We start from the raw sequence: 18,568 nt of genomic DNA, 5'->3' as shown, positions 1-18,568 counted from the left end.
GCCTCCGTGTGCCTCAGTGCCGTCCTCCGCCCCGGCTCACGCCGAGTACAGGGCCTCGATGGTATCGGTGTAGCGGGTCGCGATCGGCGCGCGTCGAAGTTTGCCGGTGGCCGTCAGGCAGTCGCCGCCCGGCTCCCACACCTCGCCGAGCACCCGATACTTCTTGATCTGCTCGACGCGGGAGAGTTTGCCGTTCGACGCCCTCACCCCGCGCTCGATCTCGGCGAGTACCTCGGGGCTTGCGGCGAGGTCGGTGATCGAGGTCGCCGCGAGACCGTTCCGCTTGCCGAAGGCGGCGGCCAGATCGGGGTCGAGACAGATCAGCGCGGTGTTGTACGGGCGCTGTTCGCCGATCACCACGACCGTGCCCGCCAGCGGGCAGTTCTCGGTGATCGTGTTCTCGATGTTGGCCGGGGACATGTTCTTGCCCGCGGCGTTGATGATGAGCTCCTTCTTGCGGTCCACGATCGACAGGTAGCCGTCGGCGTCGAAGGAGCCGATGTCGCCGGTGTGCAGCCAGCCGTCGGCGTCGACCGTCTCGGCGGTCTTGACCGGGTCGTCGCGGTACCCGCGCATCACCATCTTTCCCCGGATCAGCACCTCGCCGTCCGCCGCGAGGCGGACCTCGGCGCCGGGCAGCGGCGTGCCGACCGTGCCGATCTTGATCCGCGCCGGCCCGTTCAGCGTCGCGCCCGCGGTGCACTCGGTCATGCCGTACCCCTCGCACAACGGCAGGCCGAGGCCGAGGAAGAACTCGTGCACGTCCGGCGGGATGGCGACCGACCCCGTCACCGCGACGCGCACTCGGTCCAGGCCGAGCTTGGCGCGCAGCGGACGGAGGACCAAGCGCTCGGCGACGGCGTGCTGGACGCGGCCGGTGACTCCGAGTGCGCGTCCGTCCGACGCGGCGCGCGCACGATCGCGGCCGACGCCGACCGCCCATCGGGCCAGCGCGCGGCGCGGTGGCGGCTCGGCGGCGAACCGTTCCTCCAGCGCCCCTTTGACTTTCACCCACACGCGCGGAACGCCGAGGAATACCGTGGGGTGTACCTCCGTCATCGCCGCGGCCACCTGTTTGACGTCCGGGACGGTGGTGATCTGCCCGCCTTCGAGCATGGTCAGGTAGTGCGCGAACCAGCGGTTGGCCGCGTGCGCGTCGGGCAGGTACGAGATGACCCGGTCGTCCGGACCTCCGCCGCCGAATTGGTCGATGACGCGCGCGTTCTCCAGGAAATTGGTGTGCGTGAGCTCGACGCCCTTCGGCGGGCCGGTGGTTCCGGAGGTGTAGACGATGGTGAGCAGGTCGTCGGGACGCACCGCGCGCCATGTCGCCTCGAAATCGAAACCCTCCGGCGCCGAGGCGGATTCGATCGCGGTGAGCGCCACGGTGCCCGCGGGTGCGTCGTCCACCACGATCACGTGCTCGACGCGATGTCCCCGCTCGGCCGCCGCCGCGACCGCTTCCAGAATCCTTGGCGCGAATTGGCTTTCGCAGACGACCGCCCGATTCCTCGCGTTGCCGAACTGGTAGGCGAGCAGCTCGACCGGATTGGTGTTGTAGACCGAGAAGGGCGTGGCGCCCGCGTGCAGCACGGCGGTGTCGCACAGGTGGAACTCCGGCCGGTTGGTCAGCATCAGCGCGACGGTGTCGCCCGGGCGCACACCGAGCGCGGCAAGGCCCGTCGCGATGGCGCGGACCCGCGCGCCGTACTCGCGCCAGGTGATCGTCTGCCCGCCGCCGAGGGTGCGCAGCGCGACCGCGTCGGCGTGGCGGGCCGCGTTCGCCTGGAACGCCGCGCACAGGGTGTCCGGGCGCACCCGGTCGACCGCCGGAGTTGTGGAGGAAACCAAGACCGAAACCTTCTGCTGGAGCATGGTCGAGGCGACTCCGCGTCACCGGCGGTGGCGTCGACCTCGTCGTCCGTTCAAGCTCAGCGCATCGCGCGGACCCGTCGCCAGGGGCAAAGGACAAGACTGTGCCGTCCCGATTTGTGCACCGGACCAAACTCTAGCGCGCGGTGGGCCGGTGCAATTCCCTTGCCAGCGTGAGCAGTTCAGGCAGATAGGCGCCGTCGGTGGTGACGTGGGCGAGCGCGTCCTCGAACGCGAAGGCGCGGACCTCGACGATCTGCTCGGCGTCGGCGGGATTGCTGGGGGAGGCGTCCACGACGACGTCGGCGGCGCACCACAGCCACGCTTTGTGCGGGTGCGGCTGCCACGGCCGGTACGGTTCCGGCGCGTCGCTGGTCGCGTGGTGCGCGCCGAGCCACCGCACCGGGCCGACCGGGCGCGCGCCCGCCTCCTCGCGCAACTCGCGGCGCAGACACTCGTCCACCGATTCGCCCGCCTCCCTTGTCCCGCCGGGCAGCAGCCAGAAGTCGCGGTCGTCGCGGCACAGCACGATCCGCTCGCCGACGAAACACACCACGTGCACGTTGGTCACCAGCTCGTCGGCAGGCAGCTCGGTGGAGAAGCGGACGTCCAGGCCGCCCCACTCCCAGCGGGCGGGTGTGTGCAGCAGCGGATAGCGCTCGGCGAAACTCACTCGCCCAACGGTAGTTCAGGAAGCCTGAACAGCAGCACCTCCGGATCGAGGCCCTCGGCCTCCACCCGAAAAGCGTTGCGGAACAAGTCCTGATCGCGATCGTTGCGTCGGATCACGGTGCCGATCTCGGGATTGACCCGGCAGGCGGCGGCGCACCGCAACCAGTCGCGCGCGAAGGCCGCGTCCTGGAAGGCGGGGAAGCTGAACTTCGGACCCATGGCCCAGCACATGCTGAGCGCGCCGAGTTGCGCGTCGGCGGGCCAGGAGTCGAAGGCGGCGAACGGCATCACCGCCGCGCCGGAGCCGTGCCGCACCATCCGGCCGCGCAGCAGCGTCTCCAGCTCGTCCAGCCTGGCGAAGACGAGGCGGTCGATGTGCTCGTCGGTCAGCCGCAGCTCGGTGACGTCGGCGAAACGGCGGTAGCCGCCCGCGACGAGATCCATCCGGCTCTTCACCGCGTCCCAGGCCGCGTTGATCTCCGCGTCGGTGGCGGGCGAGCCGTCGGGGTGGTGCCACGGCAGCCTGCGGGCGGCGATGAGCGAGGCGGCCCGTTCGGCCGGAGTGGGAGCGGCGCGCACCCGTGCGGTGACGTCGAGCTTGTTGCCGACACCGGTGCTCACGAAGCCTTCGGAATCCAGGTACATCCAGGGCACCCGGCCCTCCAACGGTTCGTTGAACGGCAGCCACACACGGCGCACCGCGGCCTTCATGGACGATTCCCCTCGTCGATAGTGCGGAAAGGTGTCGTTTCAGCATGGGACGAGAAGCGGCGGCGAACACGAGTAGCTTACTACTCGTGTTCGCCGCCGCGGTTCTGTGCGATGGCGCCGAACTGGCCGCCCCGGTCAGCGCTCGCGGGCCAGCACCCGGTAGGACGCGTGCCATGCCCATTCGACCGGCCCGCGCTCGAAGCGCCGCAGCCACAGGTGCGCGGCCGTCACGATGATCACCGAGACCACCAGGTAGATCGCGATGGTGAACGGGACGCGCGCGTCGGGGGAGACCCGCGCGGCCAGGCCGAGACCCCAGCCGTAGCACAGCGCCGAGGCCACCAGGTTCTGCAGGATGTAGCAGGACAGCGCGGTCCGGCCGACCTCGGTGAGTCGTCGGCCCGCGAAACCGAGCCGCGGACGGCGCAGGTAGAACTCGGCGACCAGCGCGAGGATGCCGAAGGCGACGAACGGCGCGCTGCCGTAGCGGGTCAGCAACACCAGATCACCGCCGACGAACACGCCGACGAGGAAGTCGATCGGCGCGGCGATCGCGCCGATCACCATGAGCCGCTTGCGGATTCGCGCGCCCTCCGGACCGAACAGGCCGGCGCGGTAGAGCCGGGCGCCCGCGAGGAACAGCGCGACCGACATGGCGAAGACGAAGACGGCCTCGAGGCGGAACGCGAGCGCGTTGTCCAAGCGGAACACGACCAGGTCCCAGAACGAGCCGTCCGCATAGGGATTCGGGTCCAGCGGCGCACGCGGCGCCGAATCCTGCTGCGGCGCGAAGGCCATCGCGAGTGCGATGAGCGTCAGCATCGCCACGTGGACGGACGCCGCGATCGTCAGCCAGCGGCGTTGCGCGCGCTCGCCGGTGGCGAGCACGAAGGCGACGACCAACCCGGTCACCGCGTAGCCCATCAGCACGTCGAACTCGGCGACCAAGACGAAGTTGAGCAGGCCGTCCAGGAACAGCAGCCCGGCCCGCCACGGGTAACTGCCCGGCCACGCGCGGCCGCGCCGCACGGCGGAGGCCTGCTGGATGGCGAGGCCGATGCCGAACATGATGGTCAGCAGGCCGAGGAACTTGCCCTGCGCCAGCTGTTGCAGTATCCGCTCGGTCCACATCCAGCCGCCGTCGGTCGCGGCGCCCAGTTCGTCGATGTAGCCGATCAGGCCCTCGGGGTTGGTCAGGATCCAGATATTGGTGCCGAGCGTGCCGAGGATCGCGATGCCGCGCAGCACGTCGAGCGCGACGACCCGCGCGGGCCGTTCCGGCCGCTCGGGACGGTCCCGTTCGGCGGCTTGCGCCCCGGTTTCGGCGATGGATTCGGTCATGCGTCGACTATCCGGCCCAGGAGCGGGGAGCGTGATCCTCCGGAAGTACCACCCTAGGTATGACATTGGCCGGTGTCGCCTAGGCTCGAGGTATGCAGCGCATCATCGGTATCGAGGTCGAATACGGCATTTCCACCCCCACCGAGCCGTCGGCCAACCCGATCCTCACCTCTACCCAGGCGGTCCTCGCCTACGCGGCGGCCGAGGGCGTGCCGCGGGCCAAGCGGACGCGCTGGGATTACGAGGTGGAGTCGCCGCTGCGCGACGCGCGCGGTTTCGACCTGAGCCGGATGAACGGCCCGGCGCCGGTGATCGACGCCGACGAGGTCGGCGCGGCGAACATGATCCTCACCAACGGCGCGCGCCTCTACGTCGACCACGCGCACCCGGAGTACTCCGCGCCCGAGGTCACCGACCCGATGGACGCGGTGATCTGGGACAAGGCGGGCGAGCGGGTGATGGAGGCCGCCGCACGGCACGCCTCCAGCGTGCCCGGCGCACCGCGGCTGCAGCTGTACAAGAACAACGTCGACGGAAAGGGCGCCTCGTACGGCACCCACGAGAACTACCTGATGAACCGGGACACCCCGTTCAACCAGATCATCGTCGGGCTGACGCCCTTCTTCGTCTCCCGCCAGGTGATCTGCGGTTCCGGCCGGGTCGGCATCGGCCAGTCCGGCGACCACGCCGGGTTCCAGCTGTCCCAGCGCTCGGACTACATCGAGGTCGAGGTCGGCCTGGAGACCACCCTCAAGCGCGGCATCATCAACACCCGCGACGAGCCGCACGCCGACGCCGACAAGTACCGCAGGCTGCACGTCATCATCGGCGACGCGAACCTGGCCGAGATGTCGACCTACCTCAAGGTCGGCACCACCGCGCTGGTGCTCGACCTGATCGAGGCGGGCGAGGACCTGTCCGACCTGCAACTGGCCCGCCCGGTCACCGCCGTGCACCAGATCAGCCACGACCCGAGCCTGCGCGCCACCGTCGCGCTCGCCGACGGCCGCGAGCTCACCGGCCTGGCGCTGCAGCGGCTCTACCACGAGCGGGTCGCCAAGTTCATGGACCGCGAGGGCAACGAGGACGCCCGCGTGCAGGACATCCTGGACAACTGGGCGATGGTCCTGGACCTGCTCGAGCGCGACCCGATGGAATGCGCGAACCTGCTCGACTGGCCCGCCAAACTGCGGCTGCTCGAGGGCATGCGCCAGCGCGAGGGCCTGAGCTGGGCCGCGCCGAAGCTGCACCTGATGGACCTGCAGTACTCCGACGTGCGCCTGGACAAGGGTCTGTACAACCGCCTTGTGGCGCGCGGCTCGATGAAGCGGCTGGTCTCCGAGCAGCAGGTGCTCGACGCGATGACCAAGCCGCCCACCGACACCCGCGCCTACTTCCGCGGCGAATGCCTGCGCCGGTTCGGCGCCGATATCGCCGCCGCGAGCTGGGACTCGGTGATCTTCGATCTGGGCGGCGATTCGCTGGTGCGCATCCCGACCCTCGAACCGCGCCGCGGCACCAAATCGCATGTCGGCAAGCTGCTCGACGGCGTGGACACCGCCGCCGAGCTGGTCCAGCAACTCACCACCTGACGGCGCCCGCCAGGTCGCGAATCGGGCGCTGTCCGCGCGGCGAATTGGGCACAGATCCGACATCGTGTCGGTTCGGCTGGGTAGTGTTGTTGTACGAGCACGCACATTGCTCATGATCGGAACCGTGCTCATACTTTGGGTCCGTTCATGATGAGGACAGAGGAGGTCGGCTGCCATGGCACAAGAGCAGACCAAGCGCACCGGGGGCGGCGACGAGGACGAGGGTCCCGACGGCGTCGATGCCGCCGGTCAGGAGCGCCGCGAGAAGCTGGCGGAGGATACCGACGACCTGCTCGACGAGATCGATGACGTGCTCGAGGAGAACGCGGAAGACTTCGTCCGCGCCTATGTGCAGAAGGGCGGCCAGTGACAGCAGGTGACCCCATGCGTCTCCACCCGGGGTACGCCCTCTCCTCGTTCACCGAACACCTGCGCGCACACGCACCGGAGCTGTTGCCCGGCAACAGATTCGCCGCGATCGACGGCGCCACCGGACACTCCGGTGGCGCCGTCGCGAAGGACGTCGCCCCGCACGGCACCACCATCGTCGCGGTGACCTACCGCGGCGGCGTGCTGATCGCCGGCGACCGGCGCGCCACGCAGGGAAACCTGGTGGCGAGCAGGGACATGGAGAAGGTGTACATCACCGATACCTATTCGGCGGCGGGCATCGCGGGCACCGCGGGCATGGCCGTCGAGATGGTGCGCCTTTTCGCGGTGGAGCTGGAGTACTACGAGAAGATCGAAGGCGTTCCGCTCACCTTCGACGGCAAGGCCAACAAGCTGTCGAAGATGGTGCGCGACAACCTCCCCGCCGCGCTGCAGGGTCTGGCGGTGGTGCCGGTGCTGGTCGGATACGACCAGCAGGCCACCGACCCCGACCGAACCGGCCGCATCGTGTCCTACGACGTGGTCGGCGGGCGCAGCGAGGAGCGATTCGGTTACACCGCAGTCGGTTCCGGTTCGATGTTCGCCAAGACGTCGCTGAAGAAGCTGTACGCCAAGGGAATCGACGCGAACCGGGCGTTGCGCATCGCGGTCGAGGCGCTGTTCGACGCCTCCGACGACGACACCGCGACCGGTGGACCGGATCTGGCGCGCGGCATCTACCCGACGATCATCACGATCGACGAGGACGGTGCGGTGGAAGTGCCCGATGAGCGTGTGGAGGAGATCGCCCGCGGCATCGTCGCCGACCGCGCGGCGGCACAGGAAGGGAGCGCCAACGCATGACACTGCCGTACTACGCGTCGGCCGAGCAGATCATGCGCGACAAGACCGAGCTCGCGCGCAAAGGCATCGCTCGTGGTCGCAGTGTCATCGTTCTGGCGTACGACAAGGGTGTGCTGTTCGTGGCGGAGAACCCCTCCGCGACGCTGCACAAGGTGAGTGAGCTGTACGACCGCGTCGGGTTCGCGGCCGTCGGCAAGTACAACGAGTTTGAGAACCTGCGCCGCGGCGGCATCCTGCAGGCCGACCTGCGCGGTTACCAGTTCGACCGGCGCGACGTAACGGGCAGGGCGCTGGCCAACGCCTACGCGCAGACCCTCGGCACGATCTTCACCGATCAGCTCAAGCCGTACGAGGTGGAGATCTGCGTGGCGGAGGTGGGCTATCCGGAGCAGGCGCAGCAGTCGGTGCTGTACCGGATCACCTTCGACGGCTCGATCGTGGACGAGCGCGAGTTCGTGGTGATGGGCGGCACGACCGAGCCCATCGTCTCCGCGCTGAAGGGGTCCTACAAGCCGGGTCTCGACCTGGCCGCCGCGATCGACGTCGCGGTCAAGGCGCTGCAGGCCGGGATTCCGGAGGGCGCCGACAAGGAGAAGCGAGCGCTCGGGGTGAGCTCGCTCGAGGTGGCCACGCTGGAACAGTCGCGGCCGCGCCGGGCGTTCCGCAGGATCTCCGACACCGCGTTGGAGAAGCTGCTTCAGCCCGCGGGCGCGGCGAAGACCACCACCGTGGTGGAGCTTCCCGAGGAATCCTCGGACTCGGAGTAGTCGAAGACGAAGGCCCGCGCGGGACCGCCTCGATGGCGATCCCGCGCGGGCCTTTCGCATGGCGTCGCCATCGTGCCGCGCAAAGTTCCAGCGGCCGGTCACGCGGCAGTGCCCCGTCGGAAAATCTGTCGCGGCGCGGCGATCGAGCCGACGAATCTGTGCGCTCGCCGTCCGCTCGGCGCACGGGTTTCGCCGAGGCCCTTGGCGCGAAATCCGCGTCTGACCGGCCGAGTGCGCCGGGCATACGGTGCCGAATCGTTGTGAAGACGTATGCGTCCGTGTTGTCCGCAGCGCCACGCGACTACCTGACATGGCTGTAATGTCGATGGTGTGCAGCGACGAATCATGGGGATCGAGACCGAGTTCGGTGTGACATGCACCTTCCACGGTCACCGTCGGCTGTCCCCCGACGAGGTAGCCCGGTACCTGTTCCGCCGGGTGGTGTCCTGGGGCCGTAGCTCTAACGTGTTCCTTCGCAACGGCGCTCGGCTGTATCTCGACGTCGGCTCGCATCCGGAGTACGCCACGGCCGAATGCGACAGTCTGCATCAGTTGGTCACCCATGACAGGGCGGGCGAGCGGGTGCTCGAGGAGTTGCTGATCGATGCCGAGCAACGCTTGGCCGAAGAGGGCATCGGCGGCGACATCTACCTGTTCAAGAACAACACCGATTCCGCGGGCAATTCCTACGGCTGTCACGAGAACTTCCTCGTGGTGCGCGCCGGCGAGTTCTCCCGCATCTCCGACGTGCTGCTGCCGTTCCTCGTGACCAGGCAGCTGATCTGCGGAGCGGGCAAGGTGCTGCAGACGCCGAAGGCGGCCACGTTCTGCCTGTCGCAGCGGGCCGAGCACATCTGGGAGGGCGTCTCCTCGGCGACCACCCGGTCGCGCCCGATCATCAACACCCGCGACGAGCCGCACGCCGACGCCGAGAAGTACCGGCGCCTGCACGTGATCGTCGGCGACTCGAACATGTCCGAGACCACGACCATGCTCAAGGTCGGCACGGCAGCGCTGGTCCTGGAGATGATCGAGGCGGGCGTTTCCTTCCGCGACTTCGCGCTGGACAACCCGATCCGCGCCATCCGCGAGGTCAGCCACGATCTCACCGGCCGCCGTCCCGTGCGGCTCGCGGGCGGGCGGCAGGCCAGCGCGCTCGACATCCAGCGCGAGTACTACGCCCGCGCCGTCGAGCACCTGCGCAACCGGGACCGCGATCCGCAGATCGACCAGGTCGTCGACCTGTGGGGCCGGACGCTGGACGCGGTCGAGGCGCAGGACTTCGCCAAGGTCGACACCGAGATCGACTGGGTGATCAAGCGCAAGCTGTTCCAGCGCTACCAGGACCGCTACAACATGGAGCTGTCCGATCCCAAGATCGCGCAGCTGGACCTGGCCTATCACGACATCAAGCGCGGTCGCGGCGTCTTCGACCTGCTGCAGCGCAAGGGTCTGGCCAAGCGCGTCACCGAGGACGACGCGGTGGACGCCGCGGTCGACACCCCGCCGCAGACCACCCGCGCCAAGCTGCGCGGCGATTTCATCACCGCCGCCCAGGAGGCCGGTCGCGACTTCACGGTCGACTGGGTGCACCTCAAGCTGAACGACCAGGCGCAGCGGACCGTGCTGTGCAAGGACCCGTTCCGCTCGGTCGACGAGCGCGTCGACCGGTTGATCGCCTCGATGTAGTCAGGTCCACGAATGGGCGGGACGAAGGCCGCGCGTGTCAGCTCGGTCTCGTCCCGCCCATTCCGTTCAGCGTGCAGCGAGCTGGTCAGTTCTCGGCGAGATAGCGCTCGACCGACTCCACCTTGGCGGTCATCGCGTCGGTGACGCCGGGCCGGATGTCGGCTTTCAGGACGAGGCTGCAACGCGGGGCGACGGCGAGGATGGCGTCGGTGGCGTCCTTGACCACGCGCATCACCTCGTCCCATTCACCTTCGAGCGTGGTGAACATGGCGTCGGTGCGGTTGGGGAGTCCACTGGCCCGGACGACGCGCACCGCCTCGGCCACCGCGGGACCGACGTCGACGCCCGCGCCGAGCGGAGTCACTGAGAAGGCAACGATCACCGGACCATTCTCCTCCGCCGGGGCTGGCGCGCGAGGTTATCGCGCGCCGCCGCGCGGTGATCCGACGGTGGCGATTACCCTCTTACGGGTGGCGATATCCAAGGTCGAGCGGCTGATGAATCTGGTCATCGCGCTGCTGTCGACCCGGCAGTTCTTGAGCGCGGAGCGGATCAGGGAAAGCGTCGCGGGCTATGAGGACTCGGCCAGCGACGAGGCGTTCAGCCGCATGTTCGAGCGAGACAAGAACGAGCTGCGCGACCTGGGCATTCCGCTGGAAGTCGGGCCGGTGAACCGGTATTCGACGCTGGAGGGGTACCGGATCAACCGCGACGCCTACGAGCTGCCCGACATCGATCTGAGCGACGAGGAAGCCGCAGCGGTCGCGGTCGCGGTGCAGATGTGGGAGTCGCCCGAGCTGGCGGCCGCCGCCGAAGGCGCCCTGCTGAAGCTGCGGGCCGCGGGCATCCACGTCGAAACGGACGTGGCCGTCGCCTCGGTGCCCGCCGTGCCCGCCCGCACCCGTGGCTCGGAGCCGGTGCTCGGCAAGCTGCTCGCGGCCGTCGACGCCGGGCAGGCCGTGCGCTTCGAGCATCGCGGCGCGGTCAACGCGCCCTATCTCATGCGCGATGTCGAACCCTGGGGCGTGGTGACCCACCACGGGCGCTGGTACCTGGTCGGCCACGACCGCGACCGCGACGCGGTGCGCAGCTTCCGCCTGTCCCGCATCGGCGACGACGTGACGCCGTACGGCCCGGTCAACGCGGTGCACAAGCCCGAGGACGTCGACCTGCGCGAGATCGTCGCGCGGGTTACCACCAGCGCGCCGGTCAGCGGCTCGGCCACGGTGTGGATCGCCGACGGGCGCGGCCAAGAGATCCGCAGACTCGGCCAGGTTGTCGAGGAAAGGGCCGTCGGCGGGCGCGGCGGCATGGTGGTCGAGGTACCGATCCGGTCGCGCGACTGGCTGGCCAGGCTCATCACCGGCCTCGGCCCGGACGCCCTCGTGCTCGCCCCCGACGACCTGCGCGCCGACGTGGTCGCCCGGCTGCGCTCGGTGTTCGACACGACGGAGGTACGGGCGTGACGACCAGCCGGCTCTCCGTGCGGCTTTCCCGGCTGCTCAACATGATTCCGTACTTCATCGCCAATCCGGGCATCAGCGCCGCGGACGCCGCCGCCGACCTCGGCGTCACGACCAAACAGCTGATGAGCGACCTGAACCAGCTGTGGATGTGCGGCCTGCCCGGCTACGGGCCCGGCGATCTCATCGATCTGTCGTTCTCCGAGGAGAGCATCGAGGTCACCTTCTCCGCGGGTATCGACCGGCCGCTGCGGCTGACCTCCACCGAGGCCACCGCGCTGCTGGTCGCCCTGCGCTCGATCGTGGACATGCCGGGCATGGTGGACCCGACCGCCGCGCACGCGGCCATCGCCAAGATCGAGTCCGCCATCTCCGGCGGCGCGCCGCGGGCCGCCGACGACGCGCGGGTCACGCCGGTGGAGGCGCCCGCGGTGGCGACCGTGCGTTCGGGCTTGGCCCGCCAGCACGCGTTGCGCATCATCTACTACTCGGCCAGCCGCGACGTGGTCTCCGAGCGCGTCGTCGATCCGATCCGGATCGTGCTCGTCGACGACAACAGTTACCTGCAGGGGTGGTGCCGGGAGGCCGAGGGCGTGCGGCTGTTCCGCTTCGACCGGATCGAGGCCGCCACCGAACTCACCGAGCCCGCCCGGCCGCCCAGCCACGCCGCCACCGAGGCGGCCGCCTCGCTCGACCTGTTCCAGGACGATCCCGCGGTCCCGCTGGCGCGGCTGCGCATCCGCGCCGACTACGGCTGGGTGCTCGACCAGTACCCGATGCACCGACTGGCCGTGCACCCGGACGGCAGTCTCGAGGCGACCATGCGCTTCGCCACCCTGGACTGGATGGCGCGGCTGCTGCTCGGCTTCGGATCGGGCGTCACGGTGCTCGGTCCGCCGGAGTTGATCGCCGCGGTGCGCGAGCGATCCAACGCGGCGCTCGCCGCGTACCGGGACGCGGGACTAGAGGAATTGGAGTGAGGTGACGGAGCTCGACAACATGCCGCGGCGTGTCATGGTGCTCGGCGCGGGCAGCATCGGTGTCTTCGTCGGCGGCAAGCTGGCGGCGGCCGGTGCGGACGTCGCGTTCGTCGGCAGGCAGTGGTTGCTCGACGAGGTCGGCGCCGCGGGTCTGCGCCTGACCGACCTCGACGGCGGCGAGGTGCTCGTCTCCCCGGACCGGCTCTCGCTCGCGACCGGCCCCGAGGATGTCGGCTCCGCCGACCTGGTGCTCGTCGCGGTGAAATCCGGCGCGACCGCCGCCGCCGTGCGCGAGCTCACCGGCAAGATCCGTCCCGGCACGGTCGTGCTCAGTTTGCAGAACGGCATCGGCAACGACACGGTGATCCGGGAGATCTTGCCCACCTGCGTGGTGCTCGCCGGGATGGTGATGTTCAACGTCGTGCACCACACCGAAGGTCGCTTCCACCGCGGCACCGAGGGCGGGCTCGCGGTGCAGGACGACCCGGCGCTCGCCGACTACGTCGAGCTCTTCCAGCGGGCCGGGCTGCCGCTGCGCCGCTACGCGGACCTGCGGCCCGTGCAGTGGGCCAAGCTGCTGCTCAATCTGAACAACCCGATCAACGCGCTGTCCGGCCGCCCGCTGCGCGAGGAACTCGCCGACCGCGACTACCGCCGCTGCCTCGCGCTCGCCCAGCGCGAGGCGCTCGCCGCGATGAACAAGGCGCGAATCCGCCCTGCCCGGCTCACCCCGCTGCCGCCGGAGCTGATGACCCGGCTGCTGACCGTGCCCGACGGGGTGTTCCGCCGGGTGGCGGGGAAGGTGCTCGCCATCGATCCGGTGGCGCGGTCCTCGATGGCCGACGACCTCGCGGCCGGGCGCAAGACTGAAATCTCTTGGCTCTGCGGCGAAATCGTCGGACTCGGCGCGATGGTCGGCGCGCCCACGCCGGTGAACCAGCGGCTCATCGAGCTCATCGTCGCCGCCGAGCAGGGCGACCGGAGGACCTGGACCGGCCAGGAATTGCTCGCCCAACTGCGCGCCGCGGCCGCGACCGAACCGCCCGTATAGCAAAAGTCGAGGTTGAACGCACGGCGAACGGCCGAAGTCGGGGGAGTTCGGGTGTCGTGGGGTCCGGTAGCATCGGAGCTACCACAGTCTTGGGAGGTACAGATGTTAGGCACGTTCAGCTGGTCGCACCTGCTGATCATCGCGCTGCTGTTCGTGGTGTTGTTCGGTGCGAAACGGCTGCCGGACGCCGCGCGCGGCCTCGGCCGGTCCTTGCGCATCTTCAAGAGCGAGGTCAGCCAGATGCAGAACGAGAGCCCCGCCGCAGGCGCCGCGCCCGCTCAGCAGCCCGCGCAGCAGCTGCCGCCCGCGCAGCCCTCGAACCAGGCGACCACGCCGCAGACCGAGACGAAGTCGGTCTGAGTCGAATGCTCCCGCCGAGGTGAGGACGTTCTCAGGCACGTCCTGATGTCGGGTAGGGCGCACGAGTAGCCCGTGTCTTCCCGTTGCCAGGCACTCGTGCGGAGAACCGCACCGTGGGCAGGTAGACCTGCCCCCGCTGTTCGGCGGTCCGTGAAGGCGTTCGTCGGTCCCTGACACCGCACGGGACGCGATACCGCCGCGCCAGGCGCGGCACTCGAGCACAGGGGCAACCACAGATATGCGAATCCCGTTCGATCCCCGGCGCAGCAGGCGCAGGACGAACCCCGACGGCACCATGTCGTTGGTCGAGCACCTGCAGGAACTGCGCAGCCGGTTGCTGAAGTCGATCTCCGCGGTGCTGTTGACCACCGTGGTCGGCTTCCTCTGGTACTCGCATTCGTTCCTCGGCCTCGAGAGCCTCGGCGAGATCCTGCGCGGACCGTACTGTTCGCTGCCCCCCGAGTCCAGGGCCGCGCTGACACCCGACGGGTCGTGCCGCCTCCTGGCGACCGCGCCGTTCGAGCAGTTCATGCTCCGGTTGAAGGTCGGTTTCACCGCGGGCGTCGTGCTGGCCGCGCCGATCTGGCTCTATCAGATCTGGGCGTTCATCACCCCGGGCCTGTACGCGAAGGAACGCAAGGTCGCGGTCGGCTTCGTCACCTCGGGCACCGTGCTGTTCGCGCTGGGCGCCGTGCTCGCCTACGTCGTGGTGGCGCACGCGTTGAGCTTCCTGCTCACCATCGGCGACAACGTGCAGATCACCGCGTTGAGCGGTTCCCAATACTTCGGCTTCATCATCCAGCTGCTGATCATCTTCGGGGTCAGCTTCGAGACGCCGCTGCTGATCATCGGCCTGAACCTGGTCGGCGTGCTCACCTACGTGAAACTCAAGGCATGGCGGCGCGGGATCATCTTCGGCCTGTTCGTCTTCGCGGCCGTCGTCACCCCGCAGGACCCGTTCTCGATGCTGGCGCTCGCCTGCGCGCTGACGGTGCTCTTCGAGTTCGCCGTGCAGATCGCCAGGCTCAACGACAAGCGCAAGGCGCGCAAGGACGCGCTCGCGGCGTTGGCCGACGACGAGGCCTCCTCGATCGCCGCGCCCGAGCCGATCGGGACGGCGGAGTCGATCATGGATCCGTCGGCGAAATCCACGCGACCGGTGTCGGACTACTCCGATACCCTCTGAACGGTGACAGATCACCGGTCCCGCACCGAGCTGGCCAGGTTCTCCGCCGAGCTGAAATTCACCCTCGATCCCTTCCAGCGCGACGCTTGCCGTGCGCTCGAGGACGGCCACGGCGTGCTGGTGTGCGCGCCGACCGGAGCGGGCAAAACCGTGGTCGGCGAGTTCGCCGTCCACCTGGCGTTGGCGTCCGGCGGCAAATGCTTCTACACCACACCGATCAAGGCGCTCTCGAATCAAAAGTTCGCCGACCTCACCGAGCGGTACGGGCGCGACAGCGTCGGCCTGCTCACCGGCGACCAGACGATCAACCCCGACGCGCCCGTGGTGGTGATGACCACCGAGGTGCTGCGCAACATGCTCTACGCGTCCTCGGACGCGCTGCGCGGACTGTCGTACGTGGTCATGGACGAGGTGCACTACCTGGCCGACCGGTTCCGCGGCGCGGTGTGGGAGGAGGTCATCCTGCACCTGCCCGCCGACGTGCGACTGGTCAGCCTGTCTGCCACGGTCAGCAATGCCGAGGAATTCGGCGCATGGATGGAGACCGTGCGCGGCGACACCTCGGTGGTGGTGGACGAGACGCGCCCGGTGCCGCTGTGGCAGCACGTGATGGTTGGCAAGCGGATGTTCGATCTGTTCGACACCAAGTCCAGCGACCAGAAGGTGCTCGTCGACGAGGACCTGGTGCGCTACATCCGGCATCGCGAGTCCGCCGACCGGATGAACAACTGGGGTGTGCCGCGCGGACGTGGCGGCATGCGCCGCGACTTCCGTCCGCTGCCCCGCCCCGAGGTGCTCGCCCGCCTCGACGAGGAGGGGCTGCTGCCCGCGATCACCTTCATCTTCAGCCGCGCGGGCTGCGACGGCGCGCTCGCCCAGTGCCTGCGCTCGCGGCTGGATCTGAGCAGGGAGGGCGAGGCCGCCGAGATCGACGCGATCATCGAGAAGCACACCGGTGATCTGCCGAAAACCGATCTCGAGGTGCTCGGCTACTGGGAATGGCGCGAGGCGCTGCACCGCGGGCTCGCCGCCCACCACGCGGGCATGCTGCCCGCTTTCCGGCACACCGTGGAAGACCTGTTCGTGCGCGGACTGGTGCGGGCCGTCTTCGCCACCGAGACGCTCGCGCTCGGCATCAACATGCCCGCGCGCACCGTGGTGCTGGAACGTCTGGTCAAGTTCAACGGCGAGACGCACGCCGAGCTCACGCCCGGTGAGTACACGCAGCTGACCGGTCGCGCGGGCCGCCGCGGCATCGACATCGAGGGCCACGCGGTGGTGCTCTGGCAGCCGGAGGTCGACACCAGCGCGGTGGCGGGTCTGGCGTCCACCCGCACCTATCCGCTGCGCAGCTCCTTCCGGCCCGGCTACAACATGTCGATCAACCTGATCGACCGGATGGGCGCCGACGAATCGCGCGCCCTGCTGGAGCGCTCGTTCGCGCAGTTCCAGGCCGACCGTTCGGTCGTCGGGCTGGTGCGCGGCATCGAACGCAACGAGGGCGCGCTGCGCAAGCTGCGCGACCAACTCGGCGGCGCGGAAGGCGGCTTCCTGGAGTACATTTCGCTGCGCGAGCGGATCAAGCAGCGGGAACGTCAGCTGGCCCAGCAGAGCCGGACCGACCGGCGCGGCGCGGCGGTCAGCGCGTTGACCGCGCTGCGCCGTGGCGACGTGGTGGCGATTCCGTCGGGGCGTCGCGCGGGTCTGGCCGTCATCCTGGAGCCGGACACCACCCCGAACGACCCGCGTCCGCTCGTGCTCACCGCGGACAAGTGGGCTGGCCGGGTCTCGGTCGCCGACTTCCCGGTGCCCGCGGAGCCGCTCGGCCACATGCGGCTGCCCCGACGCGTCGACCATCGCACCGCCCGCGCCCGCAGCGACCTCGCCTCGGCGCTGCGCAGCACCGGCATCAGCGCGCCAGGTCGGCCACGCCGCGGCAAGCGTTCCGAAGCGGTCGACGACCGCGAACTCGCCACGCTGCGGCGCAGCCTGCGCGCCCATCCCGCGCACACCAGGCCCGACCGCGAGCAGATGGCCCGGATCGGCGAGCGCTACAACCGGCTGCTTCGCGAGACCGAGAGCATGCGCCAGAAGGTTGCCGCCACGACGAACTCGTTGGCGCGCACCTTCGATCGCATCGTGGGACTGCTGGAGGAGCGCGGATTCGTGCGCGACGGCGAGGTTACCGCGGACGGGCGCAGGCTGGCCCGCATCTACGCGGAGAGCGACCTGTTGGTCGCCGAATGCCTGCGGCACGGCCTCTGGCGCGGCCTCGGTCCTGCCGAACTGGCCGGTGTGGTGTCCACGCTGGTCTACGAATCCCGCCAGGAGGGCGGCATTCTCGGCGCGACGGGTCCTACGGCGCCGATCCGGCGCGCGGTCGCCTCGACCATCGGTGTGTGGAGCGAGTTGCGTTCCGACGAGGCGCGGCACAAGCTGGCGCCGACAAGGGAACCCGATCTCGGATTCGTCACCGGCGTCTACAAGTGGGCGCGCGGCGACGGATTGGCCGAGTCGTTGCTGGCCAGCGGCGACCAGGGCGCGCCGCTGTCCGCGGGCGATTTCGTCCGGTGGTGCAGGCAGGTGATCGACCTGCTCGACCAGATCCACGGCACGGCCGACGACCCGGAAATCGCGGGGACGGCGGCGAAGGCGGTCCGGGCGATCCGGCGGGGTGTCGTGGCGGTGGACGCCGCGTAGCGGATTCGATTGTGATTTGATTTCTTTCGCGTACCGACCGTGGCGGAGCAGTCGCGCGTTTCTCGGCCGAGCGTTGAGCGAGACCGAGGAAAGAAGTGCGACGACGAGTCGCCGGCGGGGGGCTACCGTATGAATAACGATGCGAGTGGAGGCAAGCAGATGAGCGGCCCGTACGGACCGAACGACCCCGGGGAGGGACGCAACGATCCCACCCAGCAGTGGGGCGGACAGCAGGCGCCCGGCGGCGCCGGACCGACCCAGCACTGGGGTGGCCAGCAGACTCCGTCGCAGGCGCAGCCCACCCAGCACTGGGGTGGCGACCAGAACCAGCCGCAGCAGCAGTGGGGCCAGACACCCGGCCAGCCGCAGCAGCAGTGGGGTCAGCCCCAGCAGCCCCAACAGCCGCAGCAGCAGTGGGGCCAGACGCCCGGTCAACCGCAGCAGCAGTGGGGTCAGCCGCAGCAACAGGATTGGGGCCAGCAACAGCAGCCGCAGCAGCAGTGGGGTCAGCAGCCCCAGCAGCAGTGGAGCCAGGGGCAGCAGCAGCCGCCGCAGAGCGGCGGCGGTGGCGGCAAGAAGGGCCTGATCATCGGTCTCGCCGCGCTCGGCGTGCTGGTGATCGGCGCGGTCGTCGCGCTCGTGCTGGTGCTCACCTCCACGGACAAGCTGGACCAGGCCGCCGTGCAGGACGGCGTCAAGAAGGTGCTCACCGATTCCTACGGCATCCAGGACGTCACCGACGTCTCCTGCCCATCGGGCCAGAAGGTCGAGGTGGACGCCAGCTTCCAGTGCACCCTCAAGGTGAGCGGCGAGCAGAAGACGGTCAACATCAAGATCACCAAGGACGACGGCACCTACGAGGTCGGCCGCCCGAGCTGAACGTGATCCCGGAGCCGGATGGCCCGTGCCGCGGGCGTCCGGCGGGGTGGAGAACCGAAGCGAGCCCACGAA

The 18,568-nt window shown here is 69.4% G+C and carries 17 protein-coding genes; 12 read left to right on the top strand and 5 right to left on the bottom strand.

All coding sequences use genetic code 11. The features are described from left to right. Positions 1-36: 36 nt before the first annotated feature. The 4 genes from CRP45_RS06935 to CRP45_RS06920 all read right to left on the bottom strand — a co-directional run bounded on the left by CRP45_RS06935 (position 37) and on the right by CRP45_RS06920 (position 4,596). Positions 37-1,851 carry an AMP-dependent synthetase/ligase gene (locus CRP45_RS06935; protein WP_245909952.1) on the bottom strand — a complete coding sequence of 605 codons (1,815 nt, stop codon included), beginning with the start codon at positions 1,849-1,851 and terminating at the stop codon, positions 37-39. A gap of 157 nt (positions 1,852-2,008) precedes the next feature. Beyond that, on the bottom strand, positions 2,009-2,545 hold the full coding sequence (locus CRP45_RS06930; RefSeq protein WP_218841090.1) for an NUDIX domain-containing protein: 537 nt from the start codon (positions 2,543-2,545) through the stop codon (positions 2,009-2,011). Continuing rightward, positions 2,542-3,255: a hypothetical protein gene (locus tag CRP45_RS06925; protein WP_097244251.1), complete on the bottom strand. Its 714-nt coding sequence runs from the start codon at positions 3,253-3,255 to the stop codon at positions 2,542-2,544. Before CRP45_RS06925 ends, CRP45_RS06930 begins: the two co-directional genes overlap by 4 nt. A gap of 135 nt (positions 3,256-3,390) precedes the next feature. Further along, positions 3,391-4,596: a DUF418 domain-containing protein gene (locus tag CRP45_RS06920; RefSeq protein WP_097244250.1), complete on the bottom strand. Its 1,206-nt coding sequence runs from the start codon at positions 4,594-4,596 to the stop codon at positions 3,391-3,393. A gap of 92 nt (positions 4,597-4,688) precedes the next feature. On the opposite strand from CRP45_RS06920, the gene dop reads away from it, so the two are divergent. From dop to pafA, 5 genes are all read left to right on the top strand, one after another. Next, entirely contained in the window at positions 4,689-6,188 is a 1,500-nt protein-coding gene (gene dop, locus CRP45_RS06915) for a depupylase/deamidase Dop (protein ID WP_067781196.1), read from the top strand. Between the two features lie 175 nt (positions 6,189-6,363). Continuing rightward, a complete protein-coding gene (locus tag CRP45_RS06910) occupies positions 6,364-6,558 on the top strand; it encodes a ubiquitin-like protein Pup (RefSeq protein WP_067781199.1) in 195 nt (64 codons plus the stop codon). Between the two features lie 14 nt (positions 6,559-6,572). Beyond that, a complete protein-coding gene (prcB, locus tag CRP45_RS06905; RefSeq protein ID WP_097244249.1) occupies positions 6,573-7,421 on the top strand; it encodes a proteasome subunit beta in 849 nt (282 codons plus the stop codon). Continuing rightward, positions 7,418-8,188, top strand: coding sequence for a proteasome subunit alpha (prcA, locus tag CRP45_RS06900; RefSeq protein WP_097244248.1), 771 nt, complete (start codon positions 7,418-7,420; stop codon positions 8,186-8,188). The genes prcB and prcA overlap by 4 nt, the downstream gene beginning before the upstream one ends. A 330-nt stretch (positions 8,189-8,518) precedes the next feature. After that, entirely contained in the window at positions 8,519-9,877 is a 1,359-nt protein-coding gene (pafA, locus tag CRP45_RS06895) for a Pup--protein ligase (RefSeq protein WP_185757090.1), read from the top strand. Between the two features lie 85 nt (positions 9,878-9,962). Here the strand turns inward: pafA and CRP45_RS06890 are convergent, their stop codons facing one another. Next, the gene (locus CRP45_RS06890) at positions 9,963-10,259 is read right to left on the bottom strand and encodes an MTH1187 family thiamine-binding protein (protein WP_097244247.1); all 297 of its coding nucleotides are present in this window, start codon (positions 10,257-10,259) and stop codon (positions 9,963-9,965) included. 88 nt (positions 10,260-10,347) lie between these two features. On the opposite strand from CRP45_RS06890, the gene CRP45_RS06885 reads away from it, so the two are divergent. From CRP45_RS06885 to CRP45_RS06855, 7 genes are all read left to right on the top strand, one after another. Next, positions 10,348-11,343: a helix-turn-helix transcriptional regulator gene (locus CRP45_RS06885; RefSeq protein WP_097244246.1), complete on the top strand. Its 996-nt coding sequence runs from the start codon at positions 10,348-10,350 to the stop codon at positions 11,341-11,343. 41 nt (positions 11,344-11,384) lie between these two features. After that, positions 11,385-12,320 carry a helix-turn-helix transcriptional regulator gene (locus tag CRP45_RS06880; RefSeq protein WP_067781326.1) on the top strand — a complete coding sequence of 312 codons (936 nt, stop codon included), beginning with the start codon at positions 11,385-11,387 and terminating at the stop codon, positions 12,318-12,320. 19 nt (positions 12,321-12,339) lie between these two features. Continuing rightward, positions 12,340-13,371, top strand: a complete 1,032-nt coding sequence (locus tag CRP45_RS06875) for a 2-dehydropantoate 2-reductase (RefSeq protein ID WP_097244629.1) — start codon at positions 12,340-12,342, stop codon at positions 13,369-13,371. 102 nt (positions 13,372-13,473) lie between these two features. After that, positions 13,474-13,731 carry a Sec-independent protein translocase subunit TatA gene (gene tatA / locus CRP45_RS06870; protein ID WP_097244245.1) on the top strand — a complete coding sequence of 86 codons (258 nt, stop codon included), beginning with the start codon at positions 13,474-13,476 and terminating at the stop codon, positions 13,729-13,731. A gap of 238 nt (positions 13,732-13,969) precedes the next feature. Further along, positions 13,970-14,917, top strand: a complete 948-nt coding sequence (gene tatC / locus CRP45_RS06865; RefSeq protein ID WP_097244244.1) for a twin-arginine translocase subunit TatC — start codon at positions 13,970-13,972, stop codon at positions 14,915-14,917. Positions 14,918-14,920: 3 nt separating this feature from the next. After that, a complete protein-coding gene (locus CRP45_RS06860) occupies positions 14,921-17,617 on the top strand; it encodes a DEAD/DEAH box helicase (protein WP_097244243.1) in 2,697 nt (898 codons plus the stop codon). A gap of 159 nt (positions 17,618-17,776) precedes the next feature. After that, positions 17,777-18,496, top strand: coding sequence for a DUF4333 domain-containing protein (locus tag CRP45_RS06855; protein WP_097244242.1), 720 nt, complete (start codon positions 17,777-17,779; stop codon positions 18,494-18,496). Positions 18,497-18,568 lie beyond the last annotated feature (72 nt).

This window comes from Nocardia amikacinitolerans (assembly GCF_900215415.1).
Lineage (GTDB): Bacteria > Actinomycetota > Actinomycetes > Mycobacteriales > Mycobacteriaceae > Nocardia > Nocardia amikacinitolerans.
Note: the sequence above shows the minus strand (reverse complement) of the source record. Positions and strands in the feature narration are given on the sequence as shown.

What these genes read in the sequence shown, in the direction of transcription:
- CRP45_RS06925 (WP_097244251.1), bottom strand. Translation starts at nt 3,255, where the DNA reads ATGAAGGCCGCGGTGCGCCGTGTGTGGCTGCCGTTCAACGAACCGTTG.
- CRP45_RS06920 (WP_097244250.1), bottom strand. Translation starts at nt 4,596, where the DNA reads ATGACCGAATCCATCGCCGAAACCGGGGCGCAAGCCGCCGAACGGGAC.
- dop (WP_067781196.1), top strand. Translation starts at nt 4,689, where the DNA reads ATGCAGCGCATCATCGGTATCGAGGTCGAATACGGCATTTCCACCCCC.
- CRP45_RS06910 (WP_067781199.1), top strand. Translation starts at nt 6,364, where the DNA reads ATGGCACAAGAGCAGACCAAGCGCACCGGGGGCGGCGACGAGGACGAG.
- prcB (WP_097244249.1), top strand. Translation starts at nt 6,573, where the DNA reads ATGCGTCTCCACCCGGGGTACGCCCTCTCCTCGTTCACCGAACACCTG.
- prcA (WP_097244248.1), top strand. Translation starts at nt 7,418, where the DNA reads ATGACACTGCCGTACTACGCGTCGGCCGAGCAGATCATGCGCGACAAG.
- CRP45_RS06880 (WP_067781326.1), top strand. Translation starts at nt 11,385, where the DNA reads ATGATTCCGTACTTCATCGCCAATCCGGGCATCAGCGCCGCGGACGCC.
- CRP45_RS06875 (WP_097244629.1), top strand. Translation starts at nt 12,340, where the DNA reads ATGCCGCGGCGTGTCATGGTGCTCGGCGCGGGCAGCATCGGTGTCTTC.
- tatA (WP_097244245.1), top strand. Translation starts at nt 13,474, where the DNA reads ATGTTAGGCACGTTCAGCTGGTCGCACCTGCTGATCATCGCGCTGCTG.
- tatC (WP_097244244.1), top strand. Translation starts at nt 13,970, where the DNA reads ATGCGAATCCCGTTCGATCCCCGGCGCAGCAGGCGCAGGACGAACCCC.
- CRP45_RS06855 (WP_097244242.1), top strand. Translation starts at nt 17,777, where the DNA reads ATGAGCGGCCCGTACGGACCGAACGACCCCGGGGAGGGACGCAACGAT.